The following is a 19,373-nucleotide window of genomic DNA, read 5'->3' as shown; positions in this document are numbered from 1 at the left end:
CAAACTCCGCCCTGATTATACCCGGCGGAGTTTGTCTTTGGCGAGATTCTATCGAAGGTTCAGGCGATTCGGCGGGCTTCCATGTAGAAGCGCTTGTCGCGGGCTTCTCCCATCGAGAAGGTCTTGCGCGGCAGGACTCCGTCCAGAATGACTGTCTTGAAGAGATCATGCTTGGACATGGCGGGCAGGTAAAATCCTGCATTGCCCGGTTGAGCGCCTAACCGAACGACCACATCATCTCCATGAACATAGTCAATCTTTTCTGCGCCGCCGGCTTTCAGCCAGGTGTCCAGGAAGCCTTGCAGCGTCCCAACAGGCAGGTTGGAAGTGGGTTGGGTAAAGGTCACCAGCGCATACCCTTCGGAGGTGACCATACCTGCCATTTGCAGATCTCCGGACGGCTTTTTCACCCGCTCGATCATGAGTTGAGCGTTTTCTACCGGCGTAATCTGTACCGTGTCGCCAAAAAATTTTTTCAAAGCCTCACTGGGGGATTCTTTGCATTGGAACAGCACGCGATGAATGGGCTCAAATTCCAGCCCATGATCATGAACGTTTTCGATTTCTACCAGGGCATAGCGTGCTGGATGGTTCATGCCCACCTGCCCTTTGATTTTCTCCCAGATGGCTTTGGCGGTTGCCAGCGAGTGATTGCCGTCTCCCATGGCAAAAAGCAGGACTCCCTTGTCTTCTCCCACGCCATAGCGTGCGCGGAAAGTTTCGGGGTTTGCCAGCGCCCGCAAAGCCGAGATGACGCGCTCTTCATAGCCGCCATCGGGCACTGCCCAGGCGGTCAGGTGACCGCTATCAAACATTAAATCGGTATCGTACAGACGGGTGAATTGCTTTCGTACTTCCATCAGGGGTTCGATGACCGTCTGCTGGGGGTCGTCAATCAGCACCAGAATGTGGGGCAGTTCCAGCGGAGCGCCTTCGCGAATGCGCATGCGCGGGGGGAGACGATCCAGAATGGTGCCTTCGGTGGCGCGAATCAGGGTTTGAGAGCCGGCAGAGTAATCATACTTTTCCAAATCCAGTGCCAGCATCAACCCGTGCCGCGTGCGACCGCTGGATTGACGTTCCACCAGAATCAGCCCATTGTGCGAAGTGAATACTCCCTCGTTCAGGTATCGGCGCATGGTTTGTTGCGTGCTTTGAATGCGCGCCTGCTCTTCCGGGGTTCCCAGAAATACTTCGGGCAAAATGAGATGGAAAGTAGAAGGGGAATCGCCGACCAGGCGGGCAACCTGCTCCCAGTACTCCGGTTCGGAAGTGTACTGATCGCAGGCGATGACCGCCCATTTCTTCAAATCGATACCCTCTCGGGGTAAAAGGATTTCACCAATTTGGATGCCAAGATCAGGGTATGTTCTCATGCCTCTTATTAAAGCATTTTCGGGCGGCAATTGCCAGCCCGAAAATTCCTGATGAGATTGGAAAGATGTCACAATTTTATAGCCCGCTCATGAAAGCAATGCCCACACAACCGGGACCGGTGTGTGTACCGATGACGGGGGAGACGGGAACGATGACAGCCTCACTGATATCGTCTACACTGACTTTCTGGCGGGCGCGTTCAAGCAGTCGCTCGGCTTCTTCCTGTGCGTTCGCATGCAAAATTGCCAGGCGTAGTGGGCGCTTGCCTCTGGCTCGTTCGGCAAAAATATCCAGCAGGCGATCGGTGGCTTTGGTGATGGTGCGGACTTTTTCGATGGCTTCGATGCGCCCGTCGCGCAATTCCAGAATGGGCTTGAGGTTCAGAGCAGTGCCCAGGAAGGCAGCAGCGCCGCCAATACGTCCGCCGCGGTGCAGAAATTCAAGGGTATTCACCAGGAAGAACACGGAGACATTTCTTAACCCGCGCTCGGCAATGGCTTTGCATTCTTCCAGGCTGGCGCCGCGTGCTGCTGCACGGGCGGCTTCCACGACCGCAAAGCCCATCCCCATCGAGGTGCTGAGCGAGTCCACGATCTCAATACGCGCACCCGGGAGCATGGCTTTTGCCTGAATGGCAGAGTCCATCGTGCCGGAAAGTTTGGAACTGATGTGGATGCTGAGGACATCGTATCCAGCAGCCAGCAAACGATCATAAACTGTTTTAAAAGCGGCTGGAGATGGTTGTGAGGTGGTGGGAAGTTCTTTTGCGGTTGCCAGGCGCTCATAAAATTCTTTAGGGGTGATGTCTACTCCGTCCAGGTAGGTTTTCTCTCCCCAAATCAAGTGCAAAGGCACCACTTCAATGGAATATCCCCGAATCAACTCGGGGGGTAAATAGGCGGTACTATCGGTCACGATAGCGACTTTTGACATGCTTCCTCCCAAGGCGTTGGTATTGCATCTATTTAACACCAAAAGTTTCTTTTCGTTGCGCGGTTGTACAGGGCTTTACAACCGCTTTTCAGTGAAAAAGAAGATGTTGAAAGTGGATAAATTTTGCATTAAGATTTTATGGGGAGAAGCGGAAATCATCCTTGACCCGCCTTAAGGTGGGTCTTATAATTCCTCTCTCGGGCTTCGCCCCAAAAGGAGTCTGAGAAATTTTTTATGAATATTGACGATGAGCACGGTACGACTGTTCTCCGCCGGGTAGCCGATGAGCCGCCTCGGCGTCGTTTTTTGGACGTTCTAATTGGAAAACCGCTGGCAACTGCCGACGCTCCGCGGGAAACCATTGGCAAAATCATCGGGCTGGCAGTCTTTGCCTCCGATGCTTTATCATCCACCGCCTACGCCACGCAGGAAATGATGGTCATCCTCGCTGTTGCTGGCACGATGGCGTTTGGCTATGTGTTTCCCCTTTCCATTGCTGTTGTCATCTTACTCGCAATTGTTACTTTCTCTTACGAGCAGACCATTCATGCTTATCCCAATGGGGGGGGAGCGTATATCGTTTCCAGAGATAACCTTGGAGAGTTCGCTGCCAAGATTGCTGCTGCTGCTTTGCTTTCCGATTATGTGCTGACCGTAGCAGTCTCCATATCTTCGGGGGTAGCACAGATTGTTTCTGCTTATCCCTCGCTTTACCAGTATCGGGTTTGGCTGGCGGTAGCGATGGTTGGCTTTATCATGCTGATTAACCTGCGTGGAGTCCGCGAGTCGGGAATTATTTTTGCCATCCCCACATATTTCTTTGTGTTTACCATGTATGCCACTGTGCTGATAGGGCTGGTGCGTTATTTCACGGGCTCGCTGGGGATGGTGGTTGACCCGCCCGAATTGGAACTGCTCCATGCCTCTCAGCCCATCACTCTTTTCCTTATCCTGAGAGCCTTTTCGAATGGTACTGCCGCGTTAACAGGGGTCGAAGCCATTTCGAACGGTATCCCTGCATTTAAAGAGCCGCGCAGTAAAAACGCGGGGATTACCCTGATCTGGATGTCTCTCATTTTGGGTTCGTTATTATTGGGGATTTCTTTTCTCTCAGCCCAAATCCACGCCATTCCTTCTGAGTATGAAACGGTCATTTCTCAGATGGCGCGCACGGTGTACGGCAGTCGCGAGTTGATGTACATCTTAACGATTTCCGCCACTACCGTGATTCTGATTATGGCGGCAAATACGGCTTTTGCTGATTTTCCGCGTCTGGGAGCCCTTGCCGCTATAGATGGCTTGCTGCCACGTCAGTTGGCTCAAAGAGGCAGCCGCCTGGTTTTCTCAAGAGGAATTATTGTGCTGGCTCTGCTGGCATCTTCATTGATTTTTGTCTTTCAGGCAAGTGTCACCCGCTTGATTCCACTGTATGCGATTGGGGTGTTCATGTCGTTTACCCTTTCGCAGTTTGGTATGGCGCATCGCTGGTACAAAATAGGAAAATTACAACCCGGTCAGGAAGTTAAGGAGCGGGGTTCAGTATTACGCTATGATCCACAGTGGAAATTTAAGATGATCGTCAACGGTTTTGGGGCAGCAGCCACTTTTGTCGTGATGCTCATTTTTGCCGTCACGAAGTTTACTGATGGCGCTTATCTGGTTATCTTCATCATCCCTATTCTGGTGGCGATTTTCAGCGTGATTCATCACCATTACCTCAGTGTAGCGAAGAAACTCAGCCTGGATCGTTACGGTACTACTCCGCCCCGTATTGTGCGTAACCGTGTGATTCTGCCGATTGGTGGAGTGCATCGCGGCACGCTGGCGGCATTGCGGTATGCCCGTGCGCTTTCCGATGATATTACGGCTGTGCATATCGCCATTGAACCCGAGGAAGCCGAAAAGGTTCGCCGCAAGTGGGAAATGTATGGTGACGGCGTGCGCCTGGTCATCATTGAATCCAGTTACCGGGTGTTCATGAAACCCTTGCTGGATTACATCGAGGATATTTATTCTTCCCGCCAGCCCAATGAAGTGATTACGATTGTTGTGCCGCAATTTATTTCATCCAATCGCTGGGCGAATGTCCTGCACATGAATACGGCAGATGCCTTGCGCGAAGAATTGCTGACCTACAAGGGCATTGTGATTACCAACGTGCCTTATTTGATTGATTGAAAGTTTGAGGGGAACCATGAGAGCCTTAATCATCGGTTGTGGACGTTTGGGAGCCGAGTTAGCCTATCGGCTTTATCAGCGGGGGCATGAAGTCTCCCTGCTGGATCTGGATGAGAGATCGTTTGAAATTCTACCTGCCGATTTCCAGGGGCGTTTCCATGAAGGCAATGCTCTGAATCTGGATGTTTTGCGTCGCTGTGGTATTGAAGAGATGGATTCCGTTGCCGTTTTGACCAATTCCGACGTGGTCAATGGCGTGGTTGGCTATCTGGCAATGAAGCACTTCCATATTCCCAATGTGGTGGTACGGAATTACGACCCGCGTTACCGCCCGATTCTGGAAGCCTACCACTTGCAGATGGTTTCTGCGCTTTCCTGGGGAGCGCAGCGGGTCGAAGAGATGATGTATCATGCTGAGGTGCGGGCAGTGTTCTCGGCGGGCAATGGCGAAGTCGAGGTGTACGAAGTCCTTGTACCTGAGCATTGTCATGGAAAACGCTTGAAAGAAGTGGTTGACTCCTCTATGTGCGTTCCGGTGGCCGTGACCCGGGCGGGAAAGGCTGCTTTGCCAGACTGGAATATGGTGCTGGAAGCGGGGGATGTGTTGCACCTGAGCGCGACGCTGGAAGGGGCTGAAGCCATTCGACAGGAAATGCTCCGAAAGGAGGGCAAGTAATATGTACGTGATTATTACCAGCGGCGGACGCACCGGCGCAACCCTGGCGAGTATGCTGATCAGCATGGATCACGAAGTCAAGGTCATTGAATGGCGTAAAGAAGTGCTCAGTCGTATTCATCATGAACTGCCCACCGAAGCCATTGTCGAAGGGGATCCTCTGGATTTGAATATCCTTGAACTGGCGGGTATTAAAAAAGCAGATGTCATTGCTGCAACCACAGTTTCGGATGAAGCCAATCTGACCCTGTGCTACATTGCACGAGAGTTATACGGCATCAACCGCACCATTGCGCGCGTTAATGATCCACGCAACGCCTGGCTTTTTGACGACAAATACCATGTTGATGTGGCGGTCAATCAGGCGGAATTGCTTGCCAGTCTGATTCAAGAAGAAATGTCCCTGGGCGATATGATCACCCTGCTCAAACTGCGTCGTGGACGCTACTCTCTGGTAGAAGAAAAGATTCCCGCAGGGGCGCGTGCCATTGGCACGGCGATCAAAGATCTGGACTTGCCTGACCATTGTGTCATTGCGGCCATCATTCGCAAAGGCGAGGTAATGATCCCTCGAGGGGTAACGACCCTGGAAGAAGGGGATGAAGTCCTTGCAGTGACAGACCGTGATGGAGCGGCGAGCCTGGCAGGGCTTTTCTCGGCCAAACAAAGTGAGCAGAACGGCAAAGCCCGAAATGGGGAAAAATCCCTGCACGGATAATTGACCGGTAGAAGGGCTTGCGGTATAATTGCGCTTTGCTAGCCGGTAGGCTGAACACTGGAATGGAGAATCATCTCCCGCGTGATCGAAACGACAGATCCCGATGGATATTTCGCTTCGATCAGCGCACGGAGGAAACCAAAAAACTACGTATTGAAAGGATCGTAAATGTCCACGAAGCGAACCTATCAACCTAAAATTCACCGCCGCCTGCGTGTGCATGGTTTCCGCGCTCGCATGGCAACTGCTGATGGGCGCCAGGTGCTGAAACGCCGTCGTCTCAAGGGACGCTATCGCCTGACGGTTTCCATGAACAACCACACCAAACGGATTCGCTGGTAATGGCGTTGTTCCCTTGGGGAGTCTGACCCGTTTTCAGGGGTTCAGGAGCATGGGTGAAACGCAGGTTTCGCCTGAGGCACAGGAGTGATTTTGAGCGGGTGCGGCGAGCAGGTAAAACGATTCCGCACCCGCTAGTCCTGTTTGTGGTAGCGCCTAATTCACTGGATACTGTGAGAATCGGAGTAGTGGCGGGACGTGTCGTTGGTTCGGCAGTGCAGCGAAACCGTGCAAAACGCTGGTTGCGTGCCTGCTTGCAGGAGTTTCTCCCGGCACTCCCTCCAGGGTGGGATGTGGTGGCCTTTGCCCGCCGTCCCATCATTGAAGCAGGTTTTTGGAAAACCCGAGCCGCGGTGGAAGAATCCTTGAAGCGAGCGGGTTTATTGCCGGTAAATGGGAAGTATGAACGAAGATTATCCGAATGAACCGCGATTGCGGGATTTGCCTTTGACCCTCTGGAATATTCCGCGATGGGTTTTGTTGCTTCTGATTCGAGGGTATCAGAAATTTATCTCGCCGGGCTTGCCGCCCAATACCTGTCGGTTTTATCCTTCCTGCTCCCATTACGGTTACCAGGCGGTATATAAATACGGCGCTATCAAAGGCGGTTTGATGGCGGTTTGGCGGGTACTGCGATGCAATCCATTCAACCCCGGTGGGTACGATCCGGTGCCTTAAGTAAGGTATAGCGTATAGAAAGCAACTCAGTGAACATTTCCGGAATGTCTATGAAGAAATTGAAAATTGTGCTCTGGTTAGGGCTTGCCATGGTTTTCCTGGCAGCCTGTGCGGGCGTTCCTCTAAACAACTGGCCTGGTTTGGCGGCAACCGAAGATATGGTTGTTCTGGCGTATGGGCAGGTTCATGTAGTAGATGCCAGAACGGGCGTTGAGAAGTGGAAGTATCCTGAAAAGATTGATAATGCTTCGCTCATTTTCAGTAATCCTGCCGTGGTGGATAACAAAATTATCGTTGCCAGTTATGCCAATGTAGTTCAGGCGTTGGATGCTCAAAGTGGTGCGGTGTTGTGGACCTTTGACACATTCAAAGGCAAAGGAAAGTTTGTTGCCGGTCCCGTGATCGCCGGAGATACCATCCTCGTTCCTTCTACCGATCATCATCTTTATGCCCTGGACTTAAACGGGAAATTGCTCTGGCGTTTCCAATCCCGCAATGCATTGTGGGCCCCGGTGGTTGCGGATGAGGAACATGTCTATCTGGCAGGATTAGATCATTACCTGTATGCCATTCGCCTGTCCAATGGACAAATGGATTGGGAAGTCGATCTGGGTGGCCCACTCATCCATGCTCCGGGGTCAGACGGCAATGGGCGCCTCTATATGACCACATTAAAGCGGGAAGCCCTTGCCATTGATAAACAGGATGGCAGGATTCTCTGGCGTACCCCTCTCACCGGAAGTTCCTGGGCGGCTCCGCTGGTGGCTGAGGGGAAAGTTGTGTTTGGCACGGATCAAAAGAAAGCCTACATTTTGAATGCTGAAAATGGCCAGGTGCTGGCGTCCCTGGATGTGGCGGCGGGCATCATCGGCGGACCGGCTTTATTTGAGGGTGTGCCGGTGCTGGTCACAGAGGGTGGCGAGGTCTTCCAGTTCAAATGGGATGGAACGCGCGGATGGACGCGTACTATCGAAGGGCAATTGGGGACCACGCCTGTAATCAGTGATGGACGTCTGGTGGTTTCGGGTTTGCAAATGAAGAACCTCATTGTGACTTTCCGTCCAGATGGCACAGAGGATTGGAGCCTGGCGGCTTCTAAGTAGGAGTAGAAAAACATGTGGGATTTACTCATCATTCAGCCATTTACCAATGTTCTGTTATTGATTTATTCTTATCTGGGACAGAACTTTGGCATTGCCATCATTCTCTTCACATTGCTGATTCGCTTGATTACCCATCCCTTGATGGTGTCACAGATCAAGGGATCGCAAAAGATGATGGAACTGCAAAATCATCCGCGGTACAAAGAACTGCAGGAAAAATATAAAAATGACCGCCAGAAGTTGCAGGAAGAACAAGCCAAATTAATTCAGGAACTCAAAATTAATCCGTTTGCGTCCTGTCTCCCTTTGCTTATTCAATTCCCCATCATTATCGGGTTGTATCAGAGCCTGTACAAGGCGATGCCCAATACTCCCCATGACCTGTTGAACCTGACCCGCATTTTGTATTCCTTTGTGGATATCAATGCGATTTTGCCCATTAACAACCAGTTTTTATGGATGGATTTGAGTCAACCTGAACGGTTGTACTTACCGTTTTTACCTTTTGGTATTCCGGTGCTGGCAATCGTTGTGGCGCTGACCACCTACATCCAGGGAAGACTGATTACCCCTCCGCCGTCCAATCCCAATGATCAGACGGCTATGATGAGCGGCATGATGAACCTCTACATGCCCTTTCTGATGGGATACATGGGTTTGACCCTTGCATCCGGTCTGTCCCTCTATTTCATTGTGTCCAACGTCATTGGTATTTTGCAATATGCTCTGCTTGGCAAGGTGAACTGGAGAAATATCCTTCCGGCTCGTAAAATTTCCGGAGAAACACCGGTTTCCCCCGCAAAATCTGTTGCATCTTCCAGAAAGGGTGGAAAGAAGAAATGAACCAGGAACAACAACGAACGACATTGGAAGTCATTGCTCCCACGGTTGAAGAAGCCATTCAAAAAGGACTGGAACAACTGAATCTCAGCGCCGATGCTGTAGATGTGGAAGTGCTGGATTCGGGTAGTCGTGGTTTGTTTGGCATTGGCAGCCGACAGGCACGCGTGCGTCTGGTTGTCAGGGCATCACAACCTTCTGAGGAAAAGCCCGCTTCCGTGATTGAAGAGGATGTGCCCAATCACGAGGAAATTATCTGGATTTCAGAAAAGGTGGTCAGCGACCTGCTTGAGCGCATGCGTATTAAGGCGCGTGTCAAAGCCAGTATTCGACCGCCATCTTCAAAGGATGAAGAGGAAACGGTGCTGGTCAACATTGAAGGCGAAGATCTGAGCATTTTAATTGGCAGACGCTCTGAGACGCTCAATGCTCTCCAGTATATTGCCAGTTTAATTGTCGGCAGGCGCTTGAACCGCTGGACACCGATGATTATTGATGTGCAGGGCTACCGTCAGCGCCGCGAACGCCAACTGCGCATGCTGGCGCGCCGTATGGCAGATCAGGCTGTGCATACGGGGCGCCGTCAGGTTCTGGAACCCATGCCACCCAACGAGCGCCGTGTGATTCATCTGGAATTGCGCGATCATCCGCTGGTGATTACAGAAAGCATTGGCGAAGATCCTCACCGCAAGGTGACCATTACCCCCAAGCGCCGTTAAATTAGCCAAGAAGGAGTGAGCCGGACTTCGGTCCGGCTTTTATTTCTATGCTGGATGGGATTCTGCGGACGCATCAGATATCAACCCTGATTTTTGCCTTTCTGGTGTTTCTGATTGCCTGGCTTAATGGAGTGATGACCCGACGCCTGGAAAAGTATCCGCGGGCAAAAACATTCCCATTTGTTTCCATTCTCATCCCCGCAAGGAATGAGGCGCGTAACCTGGAAGCCTGCCTGAATGGGTTGTTAAACCAGGATTATCCGGCGTATGAAGTACTGGTGCTGGATGACCATTCCAGCGATGCCACGCCCCAGATTCTGGCGCAGTTTTCTGCCCGGGATTCCCGCCTTCGCGTCCTTCAGGGCTTGGACATTCCTGATGGCTGGCTTGGGAAGCACTGGGCTTGTCATCAACTGGCGCAGGTGGCACAGGGCGAGTGGTTGTTATTCGCCGATGCAGATACGGTATTTCATCCTCAAACGGTGAGCGATGCGGTAGCGGCAGTAGAGGAAGAACAAGCCGATTTCCTCACCGCTGTACCTCACGAACAAATGGTGACTTTGGGGGAACGTCTGCTGGTTCCGTATTTCCTGATCTCTGCGCTGTCTTTTATCCCCGTGTTTCTTTCCCGCTGGATTAAATTACCGGTATTCACGTTTACCATTGGACAGTTTATTTTTGTTCGAGCGCAGGCGTACCGGCTAATCGGTGGGCATCAAGCCGTTCGAGATAATGCGGTGGATGACCTGGCTTTAGGAAAACGTGCCGTAGCCATGGGATTGCGCTGGCGTATTGTCGATGGACGTAACCGCATTACCTGCCGCATGTATTACGGCTTTCGTGAGGCATGGCAGGGATTCTCCAAGAATATGTTTGCGGCTTTTGGGTATAATGTGGCTGTGTACCTGTTCATCTGGCTCTGGTCGGCGGTGTTGTTCCTGGAACCGCTGGTGGTGTTGATTGGGGCTGGCTTGGGCTGGAGTTCGCCTTATTTCCGTGTGGATCTGGCACTTTTACATTGGATGGTGGTGCTGTTTATCTGGGGACTGGCATATTCCCGCCTGCGTATGCCAGTGGGGTGGGCGTTGCTCTATCCAGTGGTCTTTTTGCTTGCTTTGATTGTTGCCGGAAACTCTTTCTGGTTAACCCTGCGAGGACAGGCTGAATGGAAAGGGCGGAAGGTACTTCGTCCTAAAATTCGTTGGATCTAGAGGAGCGTATGCGAGCAGTTGATATCATCATTAAGAAGCGCGATAAAGGGGTGCTGACCAGAGAAGAAATTGATTTCTTTGTGGAAGGTTTCACCCGCGGTGATATTCCCGACTATCAGGCAGCCGCATTTGCTATGGCGGTGATGCTCAACGGCATGAATGCTGAAGAGACCACTTACCTCACGCTTGCCATGGCTCGCTCTGGTGAGGTGCTGGACCTTACCGGCGTGGTGGATTTTGTGGTGGATAAGCATTCCACTGGTGGGGTTGGGGATAAAACCACGCTGGTTGTCGAGCCTGCGGTAGCCACTTGTGGGTTGCCGGTAGGCAAGATGTCCGGACGCGGGCTGGGATTCACCGGCGGTACGCTGGATAAACTGGAGTCCATTCCCGGTTACCGTACCGACCTCTCCACTGAAGAGTTTATCCAGCAGTTGAAAGAAATTGGTTTGGTGCTGACCGGTCAGAGTAAGGACCTGTCGCCGGCCGATGGAAAACTCTATGCCCTGCGCGATGTAACCGGCACTGTGCCTTCCATTCCATTGATTGCCTCTTCGGTGATGAGCAAGAAGATTGCCGGTGGAGCCCATGCCATTGTCCTGGATGTCAAGGTGGGCTTGGGAGCGTTCATGGAAACGCTGGAAAGCGCTCGGGAACTCTCGCGGCTGATGGTGGACATTGGACGCCTGAGCGGTCGCAAGGTAGTGGCATTGCTTTCGGACATGAATCAGCCTTTAGGGCAAGCCGTGGGGAACGCCCTGGAACTCAAGGAAGCCATCGATACCCTGCACGGTGGTGGTCCGGAAGATTTCCGTGAGCACTGCCTGGTAGTTGCCAGCCATATGCTGAAGGTGGGCGGCAAAGCCGCTTCGCTGGAAGAAGCCCGTCAAATGGTGGAGCGGGTGATTGCGGAAGGAAAGGCATGGGAAAAATTCCGCCAACTGGTGGCTGCGCAGGGTGGAGATGTCAGTTATGTGGATCATCCTGAGAAACTTCCCGCTGCTCCGGTTGTGTACCCGGTTCTGGCGCAACACAGTGGTTACCTCGCACAGGTGCATGCCCGCATGGTAGGGGAGACAGCCGTTGTTCTGGGGGCAGGACGATCGAAGAAGGAAGACCCCATTGATCATGGTGTGGGTATCATTGTCCACGTTAAGGTGGGGGATAGGGTCGAAAAGGGCCAGCCCCTGTTTACTGTGCATGCCCGCACCGAAGCAGATGCCCGTATGGCAGAAGCCCGTTTGCTGGATGCGTTGACGTGGAGCGAGCACTCTGTGTCGCCCTTACCGCTCTTCTACGGGGTGATTGAATAACTTAAACAGTAAGTCTGTTCCGAGAATTGGGGTGAGGTTGGTTTTAGAAGTGCTTTAGAAAATGTTCTCCCGTTCTTCTTCAGAAAATTCCTTCCCCGATGATTTTCAGAGCCTTCACGAGCAGTGGAATCGCCGTCGAAGGCTCTTTTACCTTTTAGGCTCTCTGGCTGGCATCCCTTCCATTGTGGTGGTTTGGCTTCAACATCGCCTGGATAATCCTTTCATTGCTGTGACCTATCCCGTGCTTATTCTCTCGGGAATCTTGTGGAGCCTTGCTCTACTCTGGAAGCGCATTCCATTGCACTGGGTGGAGAAAATTGTACTCTTCTCGATCAGTGCACTTTTTCTGGGCAAATTGATTTATCTGCTGTTCTTTTTCGGCGATCTTGAAACTGCCTGGAAAGAAGTAGAAGCCGTCTATTGGGTGATGGCTCTGATTTTTATCCTGAGTTACATTGCCATGGAGCGCAAATGGGCGCTTCTTTTCAACCTGCTCGTGCTGGCAGTGACCGTGGGAGTCGGGATCTTCCGATTCTGGGGCATAGCGGAACCACTTCTCGTGGAGTACATTCGGCTGGAAGCACGCATTGCCACAACCTCATTCCTGTTGTTCATCCTCGCGCGAACCAAAGATGAATTCATCCGCACGTTGACAACCGCCCATGCTATGCATCAGATGGCATATACCGACCCCCTGACTTTTCTGCCTAATCGCCGATGGCTGACCCAAACGCTCGAACAACGTCTTTCCCGAAAGAAACGCTTCACCTTAATACTTGTAGATATTGACCATTTTAAGCAAATTAATGATACCTTTGGGCATGATACGGGCGATGCTGTTTTGCGCGAGGTCAGTGATTGTTTGCATCACCAGATTCGCGCGGGAGATGTGATTGGACGATGGGGTGGGGAGGAATTTCTTATCCTGGCTTCTGAAGAGGAGGCACAGTCGGCATTGCAATTAGCCCAGCGTCTCCGGAAGGCCCTGGAAAACTTCAAACTGGAAGTCAATCTGTCTGTAACGGCATCCTTTGGGGTTACCCTGAGCCAGGAGGACGATACTATTTTTTCCCTGCTCAAACGGGCTGATCTGGCTTTGTACCGTGCCAAGAGCAATGGGAGAAATTGTGTGGAATGGGAAACCGTATAGCAAGACAGTAGAAAAATTTTAGATTGACGGATGTTCTTGAGACTGATATAATTAGCGCCGAAAGGCGATGATGGAAACGAGTACGCTCTCCAGCCGTCTGACAGCGAACCCGGGAGTGGTGTGAGCCGGGGCAGAGGGGAAGGCGGAAAATCCTTCCGGAGCCGCGACCTGAACGTAAGGTGTGAAAAGCCTTGCCAGTAGGGAAGCCGGAATCGCTCGCCGTTAGCCGGAGCGCGGGTATCTCGAAAAGATGTACCCGAAAAGAGAGCCTGTCATATGACGGGAAACAGGGTGGTACCGCGAGTCCCATCTCGTCCCTGTGGCGAGGTGGGCTTTTTTGTTAAGTTTTGGAGGAGGTGTATGTTTAAACCTGTTTCACCCAGAGTTAACGTACCTGTCATGGAGGAAGGGGTTTTGCGTTTCTGGAAGAGCCATGACATCTTCCATCAATCGACTCAATTACGGGAAGGCGCGCCTGAATATGTTTTCTTTGAAGGTCCTCCTACTGCCAACGGCAAACCGGGTGTCCATCATGTGCTGGCGCGGGCTTTCAAGGATGTTTTCCCCCGCTACAAGACCATGCGCGGTTATCATGTTATTCGCCGTGGCGGCTGGGATACACACGGCTTACCGGTGGAGATTGAAGTCGAAAAGAAACTCGGCTTCACCAACAAACAACAAATTGAAGATTTCGGTATTGCCCGCTTCAATGAACTGTGCCGCGAGTCGGCTTTTACCTACATTCAGGATTGGGAACGGCTGACCGAGCGCATTGCCTTCTGGGTGGATCTAGAAAAAGCCTATATTACCTATACCAATGACTATATTGAGTCGGTTTGGTGGATTCTGAAGAATTTCTGGGATGAAGGGCTGATTTACCGCGGTTATAAAGTCGTGCCTTACTGCCCGCGTTGTGGCACACCGCTTTCTGACCACGAAGTGGCATTGGGGTACGACGAAGCCACCGATCCGTCGGTATTTGTGCGAATGCCGCTGGTGGATACTCCCGACACCTCCCTGCTGGTATGGACCACCACGCCCTGGACCTTGCCTGCCAACGTAGCCGTTGCCGCTCACCCTGAAGTGGACTATGTGAAGGTGGAGCGTGCTTTACCGGAAGGTGGTAAAGAGTACCTCATCCTTGCTGAACCTTTGCTGAAAGCCGTCTTTGGCGAGGAAGAAGTGCGTGTGGTGGAGCGTTTCAAAGGCACTGCCCTGCGTGGAAAGCGTTATAAGCCGCTATTCACCTTCATCCCGCCGGAAAAGCCGGCTCATCGAGTGGTGCTGGCAGAATTTGTCACCATTGAAGACGGTACCGGCCTGGTGCATATCGCTCCCGCTTTTGGCGCTGAAGATATGAACGTAGCCCTGGAAGAGGATTTGCCCATCATCCACACGGTGGCATCAGACGGAACATTCATTGCCGAGGTGCGCCCATGGAGCGGTATGTTTGTCAAGGACGCCGACCCGCTTATCACCCGGGACCTGGATGCCCGCGGGTTACTTTTCCGCGCCGGCACTTATACTCACACCTATCCTTTCTGCTGGCGATGTTCGACTCCGTTGCTGTATTATGCTCGTCCGACCTGGTACATCCGCACCAGTCAGTACCGCAACCGCCTGGTGGAACTGAATGAGCGCATTAACTGGTATCCTTCCCATATCAAGAACGGACGTTTTGGGAACTGGCTGGAGAATAACATTGACTGGGCGCTGGGGCGTGAACGCTACTGGGGTACACCTTTGCCGGTGTGGGAGTGTGAATCCTGCCACCATGAACACATGGTGGGCTCGGTAAAGGAACTCTCCGAGATGGCAGGGCGGGATCTCTCCGGACTGGATTTGCACCGCCCGCATGTGGATGAAGTTGTTCTCAAATGCCCGGAGTGCGGTGGCAGAATGACCCGCGTGCCGGAATTGATTGATGTGTGGTTCGACTCCGGTTCGATGCCGGTGGCGCAGTGGCACTACCCCTTCGAAAATCAGGACATTTTCAAGAAACAGTTCCCCGCCGATTTCATCTGTGAAGCGGTGGATCAAACCCGCGGGTGGTTCTACTCACTGCATGCGATCAGTACGCTGTTATTCGATTCGGAGTGCTACAAGAATGTTATCTGTCTGGGGTTGATTCTTGACAAGAACGGACAGAAGATGAGCAAGTCTCGTGGCAATATCGTTGATCCATGGGATGTCATCCGCCAGCACGGCGCCGATGCGATGCGCTGGTATCTTTACACCGCAACTCCCCCTGGACAGGAACGCCGCTTCTCCGCCGAACTGGTGGGAGAGGTGGTCAGCAACTTCACCCTGACACTGTGGAATACTTACTCGTTCTTTGTCACCTACGCCAACCTGGATGGTTGGAAGCCCGAACCCGGTGCGCAGGTGCAGTATAACTCGCTCGATCGCTGGCTGCTTTCGGCGCTCCATGCGCTGGTGCGCGATGTGACCAACGCGTTGGAAACGTATGATGTGCTGGGGGCTACCCGTCCGATTGAAACCTTCGTGGATCAACTCTCCAACTGGTATCTGCGACGTTCCCGCCGCCGCTTCTGGAAGAGTGGTTCTGATGCCGATAAGAAAGCCGCTTATGCTACGCTTTACGAGGCCCTGGTCACGTTGAGCAAACTGCTTGCTCCAACCATGCCTTTCCTTGCCGAGGAACTCTATCAGAATCTGGTGCGTTCGGTAGACGAAAACGCTCCGCTTTCGGTGCACATGTCCGACTGGCCCTCGTATGACCCTGCTCGCATAGATGAAGAACTCAATCGCGAAATGGCGCTGGTGATGAAACTGGCGTCACTGGGACATGCCGCGCGCAACAAAGCCAACCGCAAGGTGCGCCAACCCTTGCAGGAAGTTGCCTTTGCCGTTGGTACTGCGGATGAGCAGGATATCCCGCTTAAGTATGCAGACTTACTGGAAGATGAGTTGAATGTCAAGCAGGTGCGCATGCTCAATGCCGCTGGAGAAGCCGTGTCGTACAGTCTGAATCCGCTTCCCAAGCAATTGGGGCAGAAATACGGCAACCGCTTCCCGGCCATCCGGCAGGCTTTGCTGGCGCTGGATGCTGCCCAGGCGGCACAGAAACTGCTTGCCGGGCAATCCTTGCCTGTTGAAGCCAATGGAGAAACTTACGAAATTCTCCCTGAAGAAGTGGAAGTGCGCATGCAGGCGCGCAGTGGCTACGCAGTGGCTTCCGAAGGGGCTTATCTGGCGGCGCTGACCACTGAACTCACCCCCGAGTTGATTCGTGAGGGGTTGGCGCGAGAATTTGTGCGCCGTGTTCAGGATTTGCGCAAAAACGCCGGCTTGGATATCGCCGACCGGATTGAAGTGGTCTATCAGGCATCGGATGGGCTGGCGCAAGCAATTGAAGCCTTCCGTGAGTACATCATGAACGAAACGCTCACGCTTTCGCTCAATGCTGGGGTTGTCCCGGCAGAGATGGCAACTACCGAAGATTCCTTTGACGGCGAGACGGTGAAAATCGGCTTGCGTAAAGTTGCCCGCTAACCTTATTTATACCGGTAAACCTGCCCGGAGAATCCGGGCAGGTTTTCTTTAATCGGATAATGGGATAAACCCTACAAGGATGCTTTCATTTCCGCTCTAAAAAGATTACAATTTTTGTATGATTTTTCAGGGGCGTTCCATCCTCGAAAACGTGCGTTCGCAGGGGCTTGACCTGATTGTGCTGGGAGTCACATATCTGGGGTTGTGGGGTGCAGGAATCTGGATGTTGTCCAGCCTCTCTACTGGAGAAGAGTGGATTGCCTGGGCAGTCTCTTCGCTGGCATTTCTGGGATATGCGTTCGGTTACCTGGTCTATCACCTGGAGCTTAATGTCCCCCCAGGGGGTGATACCCGTTACCCCGATCTAGGGTGGGCGAATCGCATCACCATGTGGCGCGCTGGTTTGCTTGGCGGGTTGTTCGGGTTGATTTTTCTCATCTCTTTGCAGGAAACTGTCCGTTGGCTGGCTGGGGTTCTGTATTCCCTGGTGGCTCTTCTGGATTTTGTGGATGGCTGGGTCGCGCGCCGGACACATCGTTCCAGCAGATTGGGCGAAACGCTGGACATGCACTGGGATAGTTTGGGTGTGCTCATTGCTTCTGTTCTGCTGGTGCGTATGGGCCAGGTTTCCCCCCTGTTCGTTCTTGTAGGGCTTGCACGCTTTCTATACGTAGCAGTTATTCAGTGGCGTGAGCGCCGGGGATTACCGCTTGCACCGCTTCCCTCCAACCCATACCGCCGCTTCATGGCGGGGATACAAATGGGATTGATTGCCGTACTCCTCTTTCCCGTATTTTCTCCTCCAGCCACAACCATAGCCGCATGGTTATGGATGATTCCTTTCCTGACAGCCTTCCTGCGAGATGGATTGTACGTCAGCACGGCGATGGATGAACAAACAGATCCTCTGTTGCGCTGGGGTGTTCTGGCATCTCTTACGCGTGTTGGACCCTGGTTGTTCCGTCTCTTGACCTTGATTTCGGGTATTGGTCTTCTGTTTGCTTTTCCTGACACCCCCTATCTGTTTTGGGCGAGAACGACTCTGGCAGGATTAGGGTTAATGGTTCTCCTGGGACTCATGGGAAGAGTTACCGGTATAGCCTGGATGATGATAGCAGGGTTTGTACTTTCCTTCTCCTCAAATCATCCAGTCGCCTGGGGAGCGCTGGTGGGCGGGTTTGGATTACTGATGTTGGGCACGGGCAGATTATCGGTATGGAGTCCGGAAGAATGGTTGATTTATCACCGCGCTGGCGAAACATCCTGAAAGCAGGATTCATTGTCCTCAGCCTTGGACTGGTGGGCTTGGGAATGTATACCCTTAAGGATGGCCTTAAGGGCGTCTCCCTTAGCGGATTGACAACTCTTTGGGCACGTCTTCCAGCAGAATTCTGGGGAATTTGGATTGGGCTAAATCTGGTGGTGATTCTCGTATGGGCATGGCGCTGGGGCGTGATTCTCCAGCCGTTGGGTATCCAGGCTTCTCTCAAGAATCGTGTGTTTGCCCGCCTCGCTGGTTTTGGCTGGAGTTACTTCACCCCTGGTCCCCAGGTGGGAGGTGAACCGGTACAGGTTTATCTGATTTCAAGATACGCCAGAGTCCCTTTACCACTTGCGGCGACTTCAGTTTATTTGGAGCGGGTAGTGGATGGATTGACAAACTTTGCTGTCCTTTTATTGGGTGTGATGGCGATGTTATTTCTGGATGTGGAATGGATGGGCGGGATTCGCTGGTTCGGTGTGGTGACGGGAGGATTGTTGATTATCCCTGCCCTGCATTTGATGCTGTTGAAGAAGGGAAGATTGCCGTTGACCGCCGCGGTTATGGCATTTTCTGGAAAAAGGGGGACGTTTGGGAAAAAGGTTCTCCTTCAGGTGTCCCTGGCAGAATCGTATTTGAGCAATTTTGCCCAGCAGCACTTCTTTGCGCTGGTCAAATCCTTTCTTCTTTCCATCTTTGCCTGGTTGCTCTCAGTGCTGGAGTTTTCCTGGTTACTCAGTGGCTTGAGCGAATCGCTTTCTCCTCTCCAGGTGCTCTGTTTTCTGGTGCTGGCACGTCTTTCTTTTCTTCTCCCCATCCCTGCCGCTACGGGGGTGTTTGAATCGGCAATGGTATTTGCCGCTGTTTCCCTTGGATTGTCGCCGCTGAGTGGGATTGCCCTGGGATTAACCGTTCGCCTTCGCGATGTCCTGCTTGCGCTAATCGGGGTATTCATCTCCGGTAGAGGTGCCATGACCAGATGGTTCGATTCTCAAGATTTGAAACGGGAGGTAGTGGAATGATGAACTCAAAAATGGTTACTCGGATACTTCTTTCCATGGCTGTATTGATAACCGCTGTGATTCATCTTTACCTGGGTATGGTTTATGATGCGTTCATTTTCATCCTCAACGGGATAGGTTTTCTCGGGTTATGGGGGCTATTTTTACTGCCTATGGCATTTTTACGTCCTTACCGGCGATGGGTAGGCTTTGTTTTGATGGGGTACAGTGCAATAACCATTCTGCTCTGGGCAGTATTGAACGGTGAACTGGATGTTGCCAGCATCAGCGCCAAACTGGCGGAACTGGTGATTATCGTCACGGTGTGGCTGGATCTGCAAAGAGTTGAGCAGAAATAAA

The 19,373-nt window shown here is 52.3% G+C and carries 18 protein-coding genes and 1 other annotated feature; of the genes, 16 read left to right on the top strand and 2 right to left on the bottom strand.

Features of this window, described 5'->3' with window-relative positions; all coding sequences use genetic code 11:
- Nucleotides 1-59 precede the first annotated feature (59 nt).
- Nucleotides 60-1,376 carry a DUF1015 domain-containing protein gene (locus ANT_RS11480; protein ID WP_013560692.1) on the bottom strand — a complete coding sequence of 439 codons (1,317 nt, stop codon included), beginning with the start codon at nt 1,374-1,376 and terminating at the stop codon, nt 60-62.
- 76 nt (nt 1,377-1,452) lie between these two features.
- Complete coding sequence (locus ANT_RS11475; RefSeq protein ID WP_013560691.1) at nt 1,453-2,310, bottom strand: DegV family protein; 858 nt, start codon at nt 2,308-2,310, stop codon at nt 1,453-1,455.
- Between the two features lie 234 nt (nt 2,311-2,544).
- On the opposite strand from ANT_RS11475, the gene ANT_RS11470 reads away from it, so the two are divergent.
- The 16 genes from ANT_RS11470 (at nt 2,545) to ANT_RS11395 (ending at nt 19,372) form a co-directional block, all read left to right on the top strand.
- Nucleotides 2,545-4,488 (top strand): APC family permease, encoded by a 1,944-nt coding sequence (locus ANT_RS11470; RefSeq protein WP_013560690.1) that lies wholly within the window; start codon nt 2,545-2,547, stop codon nt 4,486-4,488.
- A 16-nt stretch (nt 4,489-4,504) separates the two neighbouring features.
- Nucleotides 4,505-5,164 carry a potassium channel family protein gene (locus ANT_RS11465; RefSeq protein ID WP_013560689.1) on the top strand — a complete coding sequence of 220 codons (660 nt, stop codon included), beginning with the start codon at nt 4,505-4,507 and terminating at the stop codon, nt 5,162-5,164.
- A gap of 1 nt (nt 5,165) precedes the next feature.
- Entirely contained in the window at nt 5,166-5,882 is a 717-nt protein-coding gene (locus tag ANT_RS11460) for a potassium channel family protein (RefSeq protein WP_013560688.1), read from the top strand.
- Nucleotides 5,883-6,050: 168 nt separating this feature from the next.
- Nucleotides 6,051-6,224 carry a 50S ribosomal protein L34 gene (rpmH, locus tag ANT_RS11455; RefSeq protein ID WP_013560687.1) on the top strand — a complete coding sequence of 58 codons (174 nt, stop codon included), beginning with the start codon at nt 6,051-6,053 and terminating at the stop codon, nt 6,222-6,224.
- Nucleotides 6,225-6,277: 53 nt separating this feature from the next.
- On the top strand, nt 6,278-6,646 hold the full coding sequence (gene rnpA, locus ANT_RS11450) for a ribonuclease P protein component (RefSeq protein ID WP_013560686.1): 369 nt from the start codon (nt 6,278-6,280) through the stop codon (nt 6,644-6,646).
- Between the two features lie 37 nt (nt 6,647-6,683).
- The gene (gene yidD, locus ANT_RS11445; RefSeq protein WP_041455621.1) at nt 6,684-6,899 is read left to right on the top strand and encodes a membrane protein insertion efficiency factor YidD; all 216 of its coding nucleotides are present in this window, start codon (nt 6,684-6,686) and stop codon (nt 6,897-6,899) included.
- A 50-nt stretch (nt 6,900-6,949) separates the two neighbouring features.
- On the top strand, nt 6,950-8,002 hold the full coding sequence (locus ANT_RS11440; RefSeq protein WP_013560684.1) for an outer membrane protein assembly factor BamB family protein: 1,053 nt from the start codon (nt 6,950-6,952) through the stop codon (nt 8,000-8,002).
- Between the two features lie 12 nt (nt 8,003-8,014).
- Nucleotides 8,015-8,845: a YidC/Oxa1 family membrane protein insertase gene (locus ANT_RS11435; protein ID WP_013560683.1), complete on the top strand. Its 831-nt coding sequence runs from the start codon at nt 8,015-8,017 to the stop codon at nt 8,843-8,845.
- Entirely contained in the window at nt 8,842-9,561 is a 720-nt protein-coding gene (gene jag / locus ANT_RS11430) for an RNA-binding cell elongation regulator Jag/EloR (RefSeq protein ID WP_013560682.1), read from the top strand. Before ANT_RS11435 ends, jag begins: the two co-directional genes overlap by 4 nt.
- A 47-nt stretch (nt 9,562-9,608) precedes the next feature.
- Entirely contained in the window at nt 9,609-10,772 is a 1,164-nt protein-coding gene (locus ANT_RS11425; RefSeq protein ID WP_013560681.1) for a glycosyltransferase, read from the top strand.
- An 8-nt stretch (nt 10,773-10,780) separates the two neighbouring features.
- Nucleotides 10,781-12,085, top strand: a complete 1,305-nt coding sequence (locus tag ANT_RS11420) for a pyrimidine-nucleoside phosphorylase (protein WP_013560680.1) — start codon at nt 10,781-10,783, stop codon at nt 12,083-12,085.
- A 61-nt stretch (nt 12,086-12,146) separates the two neighbouring features.
- Nucleotides 12,147-13,235 (top strand): GGDEF domain-containing protein, encoded by a 1,089-nt coding sequence (locus tag ANT_RS11415; protein WP_013560679.1) that lies wholly within the window; start codon nt 12,147-12,149, stop codon nt 13,233-13,235.
- A 58-nt stretch (nt 13,236-13,293) separates the two neighbouring features.
- Nucleotides 13,294-13,557, top strand: a binding site (T-box leader).
- A 38-nt stretch (nt 13,558-13,595) separates the two neighbouring features.
- Nucleotides 13,596-16,751, top strand: a complete 3,156-nt coding sequence (gene ileS / locus ANT_RS11410) for an isoleucine--tRNA ligase (protein ID WP_013560678.1) — start codon at nt 13,596-13,598, stop codon at nt 16,749-16,751.
- Nucleotides 16,752-16,869: 118 nt separating this feature from the next.
- A complete protein-coding gene (locus ANT_RS16535; protein WP_013560677.1) occupies nt 16,870-18,018 on the top strand; it encodes a CDP-alcohol phosphatidyltransferase family protein in 1,149 nt (382 codons plus the stop codon).
- Nucleotides 17,982-19,034, top strand: a complete 1,053-nt coding sequence (locus tag ANT_RS11400) for a lysylphosphatidylglycerol synthase transmembrane domain-containing protein (RefSeq protein WP_041455006.1) — start codon at nt 17,982-17,984, stop codon at nt 19,032-19,034. Before ANT_RS16535 ends, ANT_RS11400 begins: the two co-directional genes overlap by 37 nt.
- Complete coding sequence (locus ANT_RS11395; RefSeq protein ID WP_432762668.1) at nt 18,992-19,372, top strand: DUF7475 family protein; 381 nt, start codon at nt 18,992-18,994, stop codon at nt 19,370-19,372. Before ANT_RS11400 ends, ANT_RS11395 begins: the two co-directional genes overlap by 43 nt.
- The last annotated feature ends 1 nt before the right edge of the window (nt 19,373 follow it).

The sequence above is a fragment of the Anaerolinea thermophila UNI-1 genome (assembly GCF_000199675.1).
Lineage (GTDB): Bacteria > Chloroflexota > Anaerolineae > Anaerolineales > Anaerolineaceae > Anaerolinea > Anaerolinea thermophila.
This window is presented reverse-complemented; position numbering and strand designations above follow the sequence as displayed.

Bases quoted from the DNA above. Each gene is read 5' to 3' on its own strand.
- ANT_RS11460 (WP_013560688.1), top strand. From the start codon at position 5,166: ATGTACGTGATTATTACCAGCGGCGGACGCACCGGCGCAACCCTGGCG.
- rpmH (WP_013560687.1), top strand. From the start codon at position 6,051: ATGTCCACGAAGCGAACCTATCAACCTAAAATTCACCGCCGCCTGCGT.
- ileS (WP_013560678.1), top strand. From the start codon at position 13,596: ATGTTTAAACCTGTTTCACCCAGAGTTAACGTACCTGTCATGGAGGAA.
- ANT_RS16535 (WP_013560677.1), top strand. From the start codon at position 16,870: ATGATTTTTCAGGGGCGTTCCATCCTCGAAAACGTGCGTTCGCAGGGG.
- ANT_RS11470 (WP_013560690.1), top strand. From the start codon at position 2,545: ATGAATATTGACGATGAGCACGGTACGACTGTTCTCCGCCGGGTAGCC.
- ANT_RS11415 (WP_013560679.1), top strand. From the start codon at position 12,147: ATGTTCTCCCGTTCTTCTTCAGAAAATTCCTTCCCCGATGATTTTCAG.
- ANT_RS11480 (WP_013560692.1), bottom strand. From the start codon at position 1,376: ATGAGAACATACCCTGATCTTGGCATCCAAATTGGTGAAATCCTTTTA.
- ANT_RS11440 (WP_013560684.1), top strand. From the start codon at position 6,950: ATGAAGAAATTGAAAATTGTGCTCTGGTTAGGGCTTGCCATGGTTTTC.
- ANT_RS11465 (WP_013560689.1), top strand. From the start codon at position 4,505: ATGAGAGCCTTAATCATCGGTTGTGGACGTTTGGGAGCCGAGTTAGCC.
- jag (WP_013560682.1), top strand. From the start codon at position 8,842: ATGAACCAGGAACAACAACGAACGACATTGGAAGTCATTGCTCCCACG.
- ANT_RS11435 (WP_013560683.1), top strand. From the start codon at position 8,015: ATGTGGGATTTACTCATCATTCAGCCATTTACCAATGTTCTGTTATTG.
- ANT_RS11420 (WP_013560680.1), top strand. From the start codon at position 10,781: ATGCGAGCAGTTGATATCATCATTAAGAAGCGCGATAAAGGGGTGCTG.
- ANT_RS11395 (WP_432762668.1), top strand. From the start codon at position 18,992: ATGGTTCGATTCTCAAGATTTGAAACGGGAGGTAGTGGAATGATGAAC.
- ANT_RS11400 (WP_041455006.1), top strand. From the start codon at position 17,982: ATGGTTGATTTATCACCGCGCTGGCGAAACATCCTGAAAGCAGGATTC.
- ANT_RS11425 (WP_013560681.1), top strand. From the start codon at position 9,609: ATGCTGGATGGGATTCTGCGGACGCATCAGATATCAACCCTGATTTTT.
- ANT_RS11475 (WP_013560691.1), bottom strand. From the start codon at position 2,310: ATGTCAAAAGTCGCTATCGTGACCGATAGTACCGCCTATTTACCCCCC.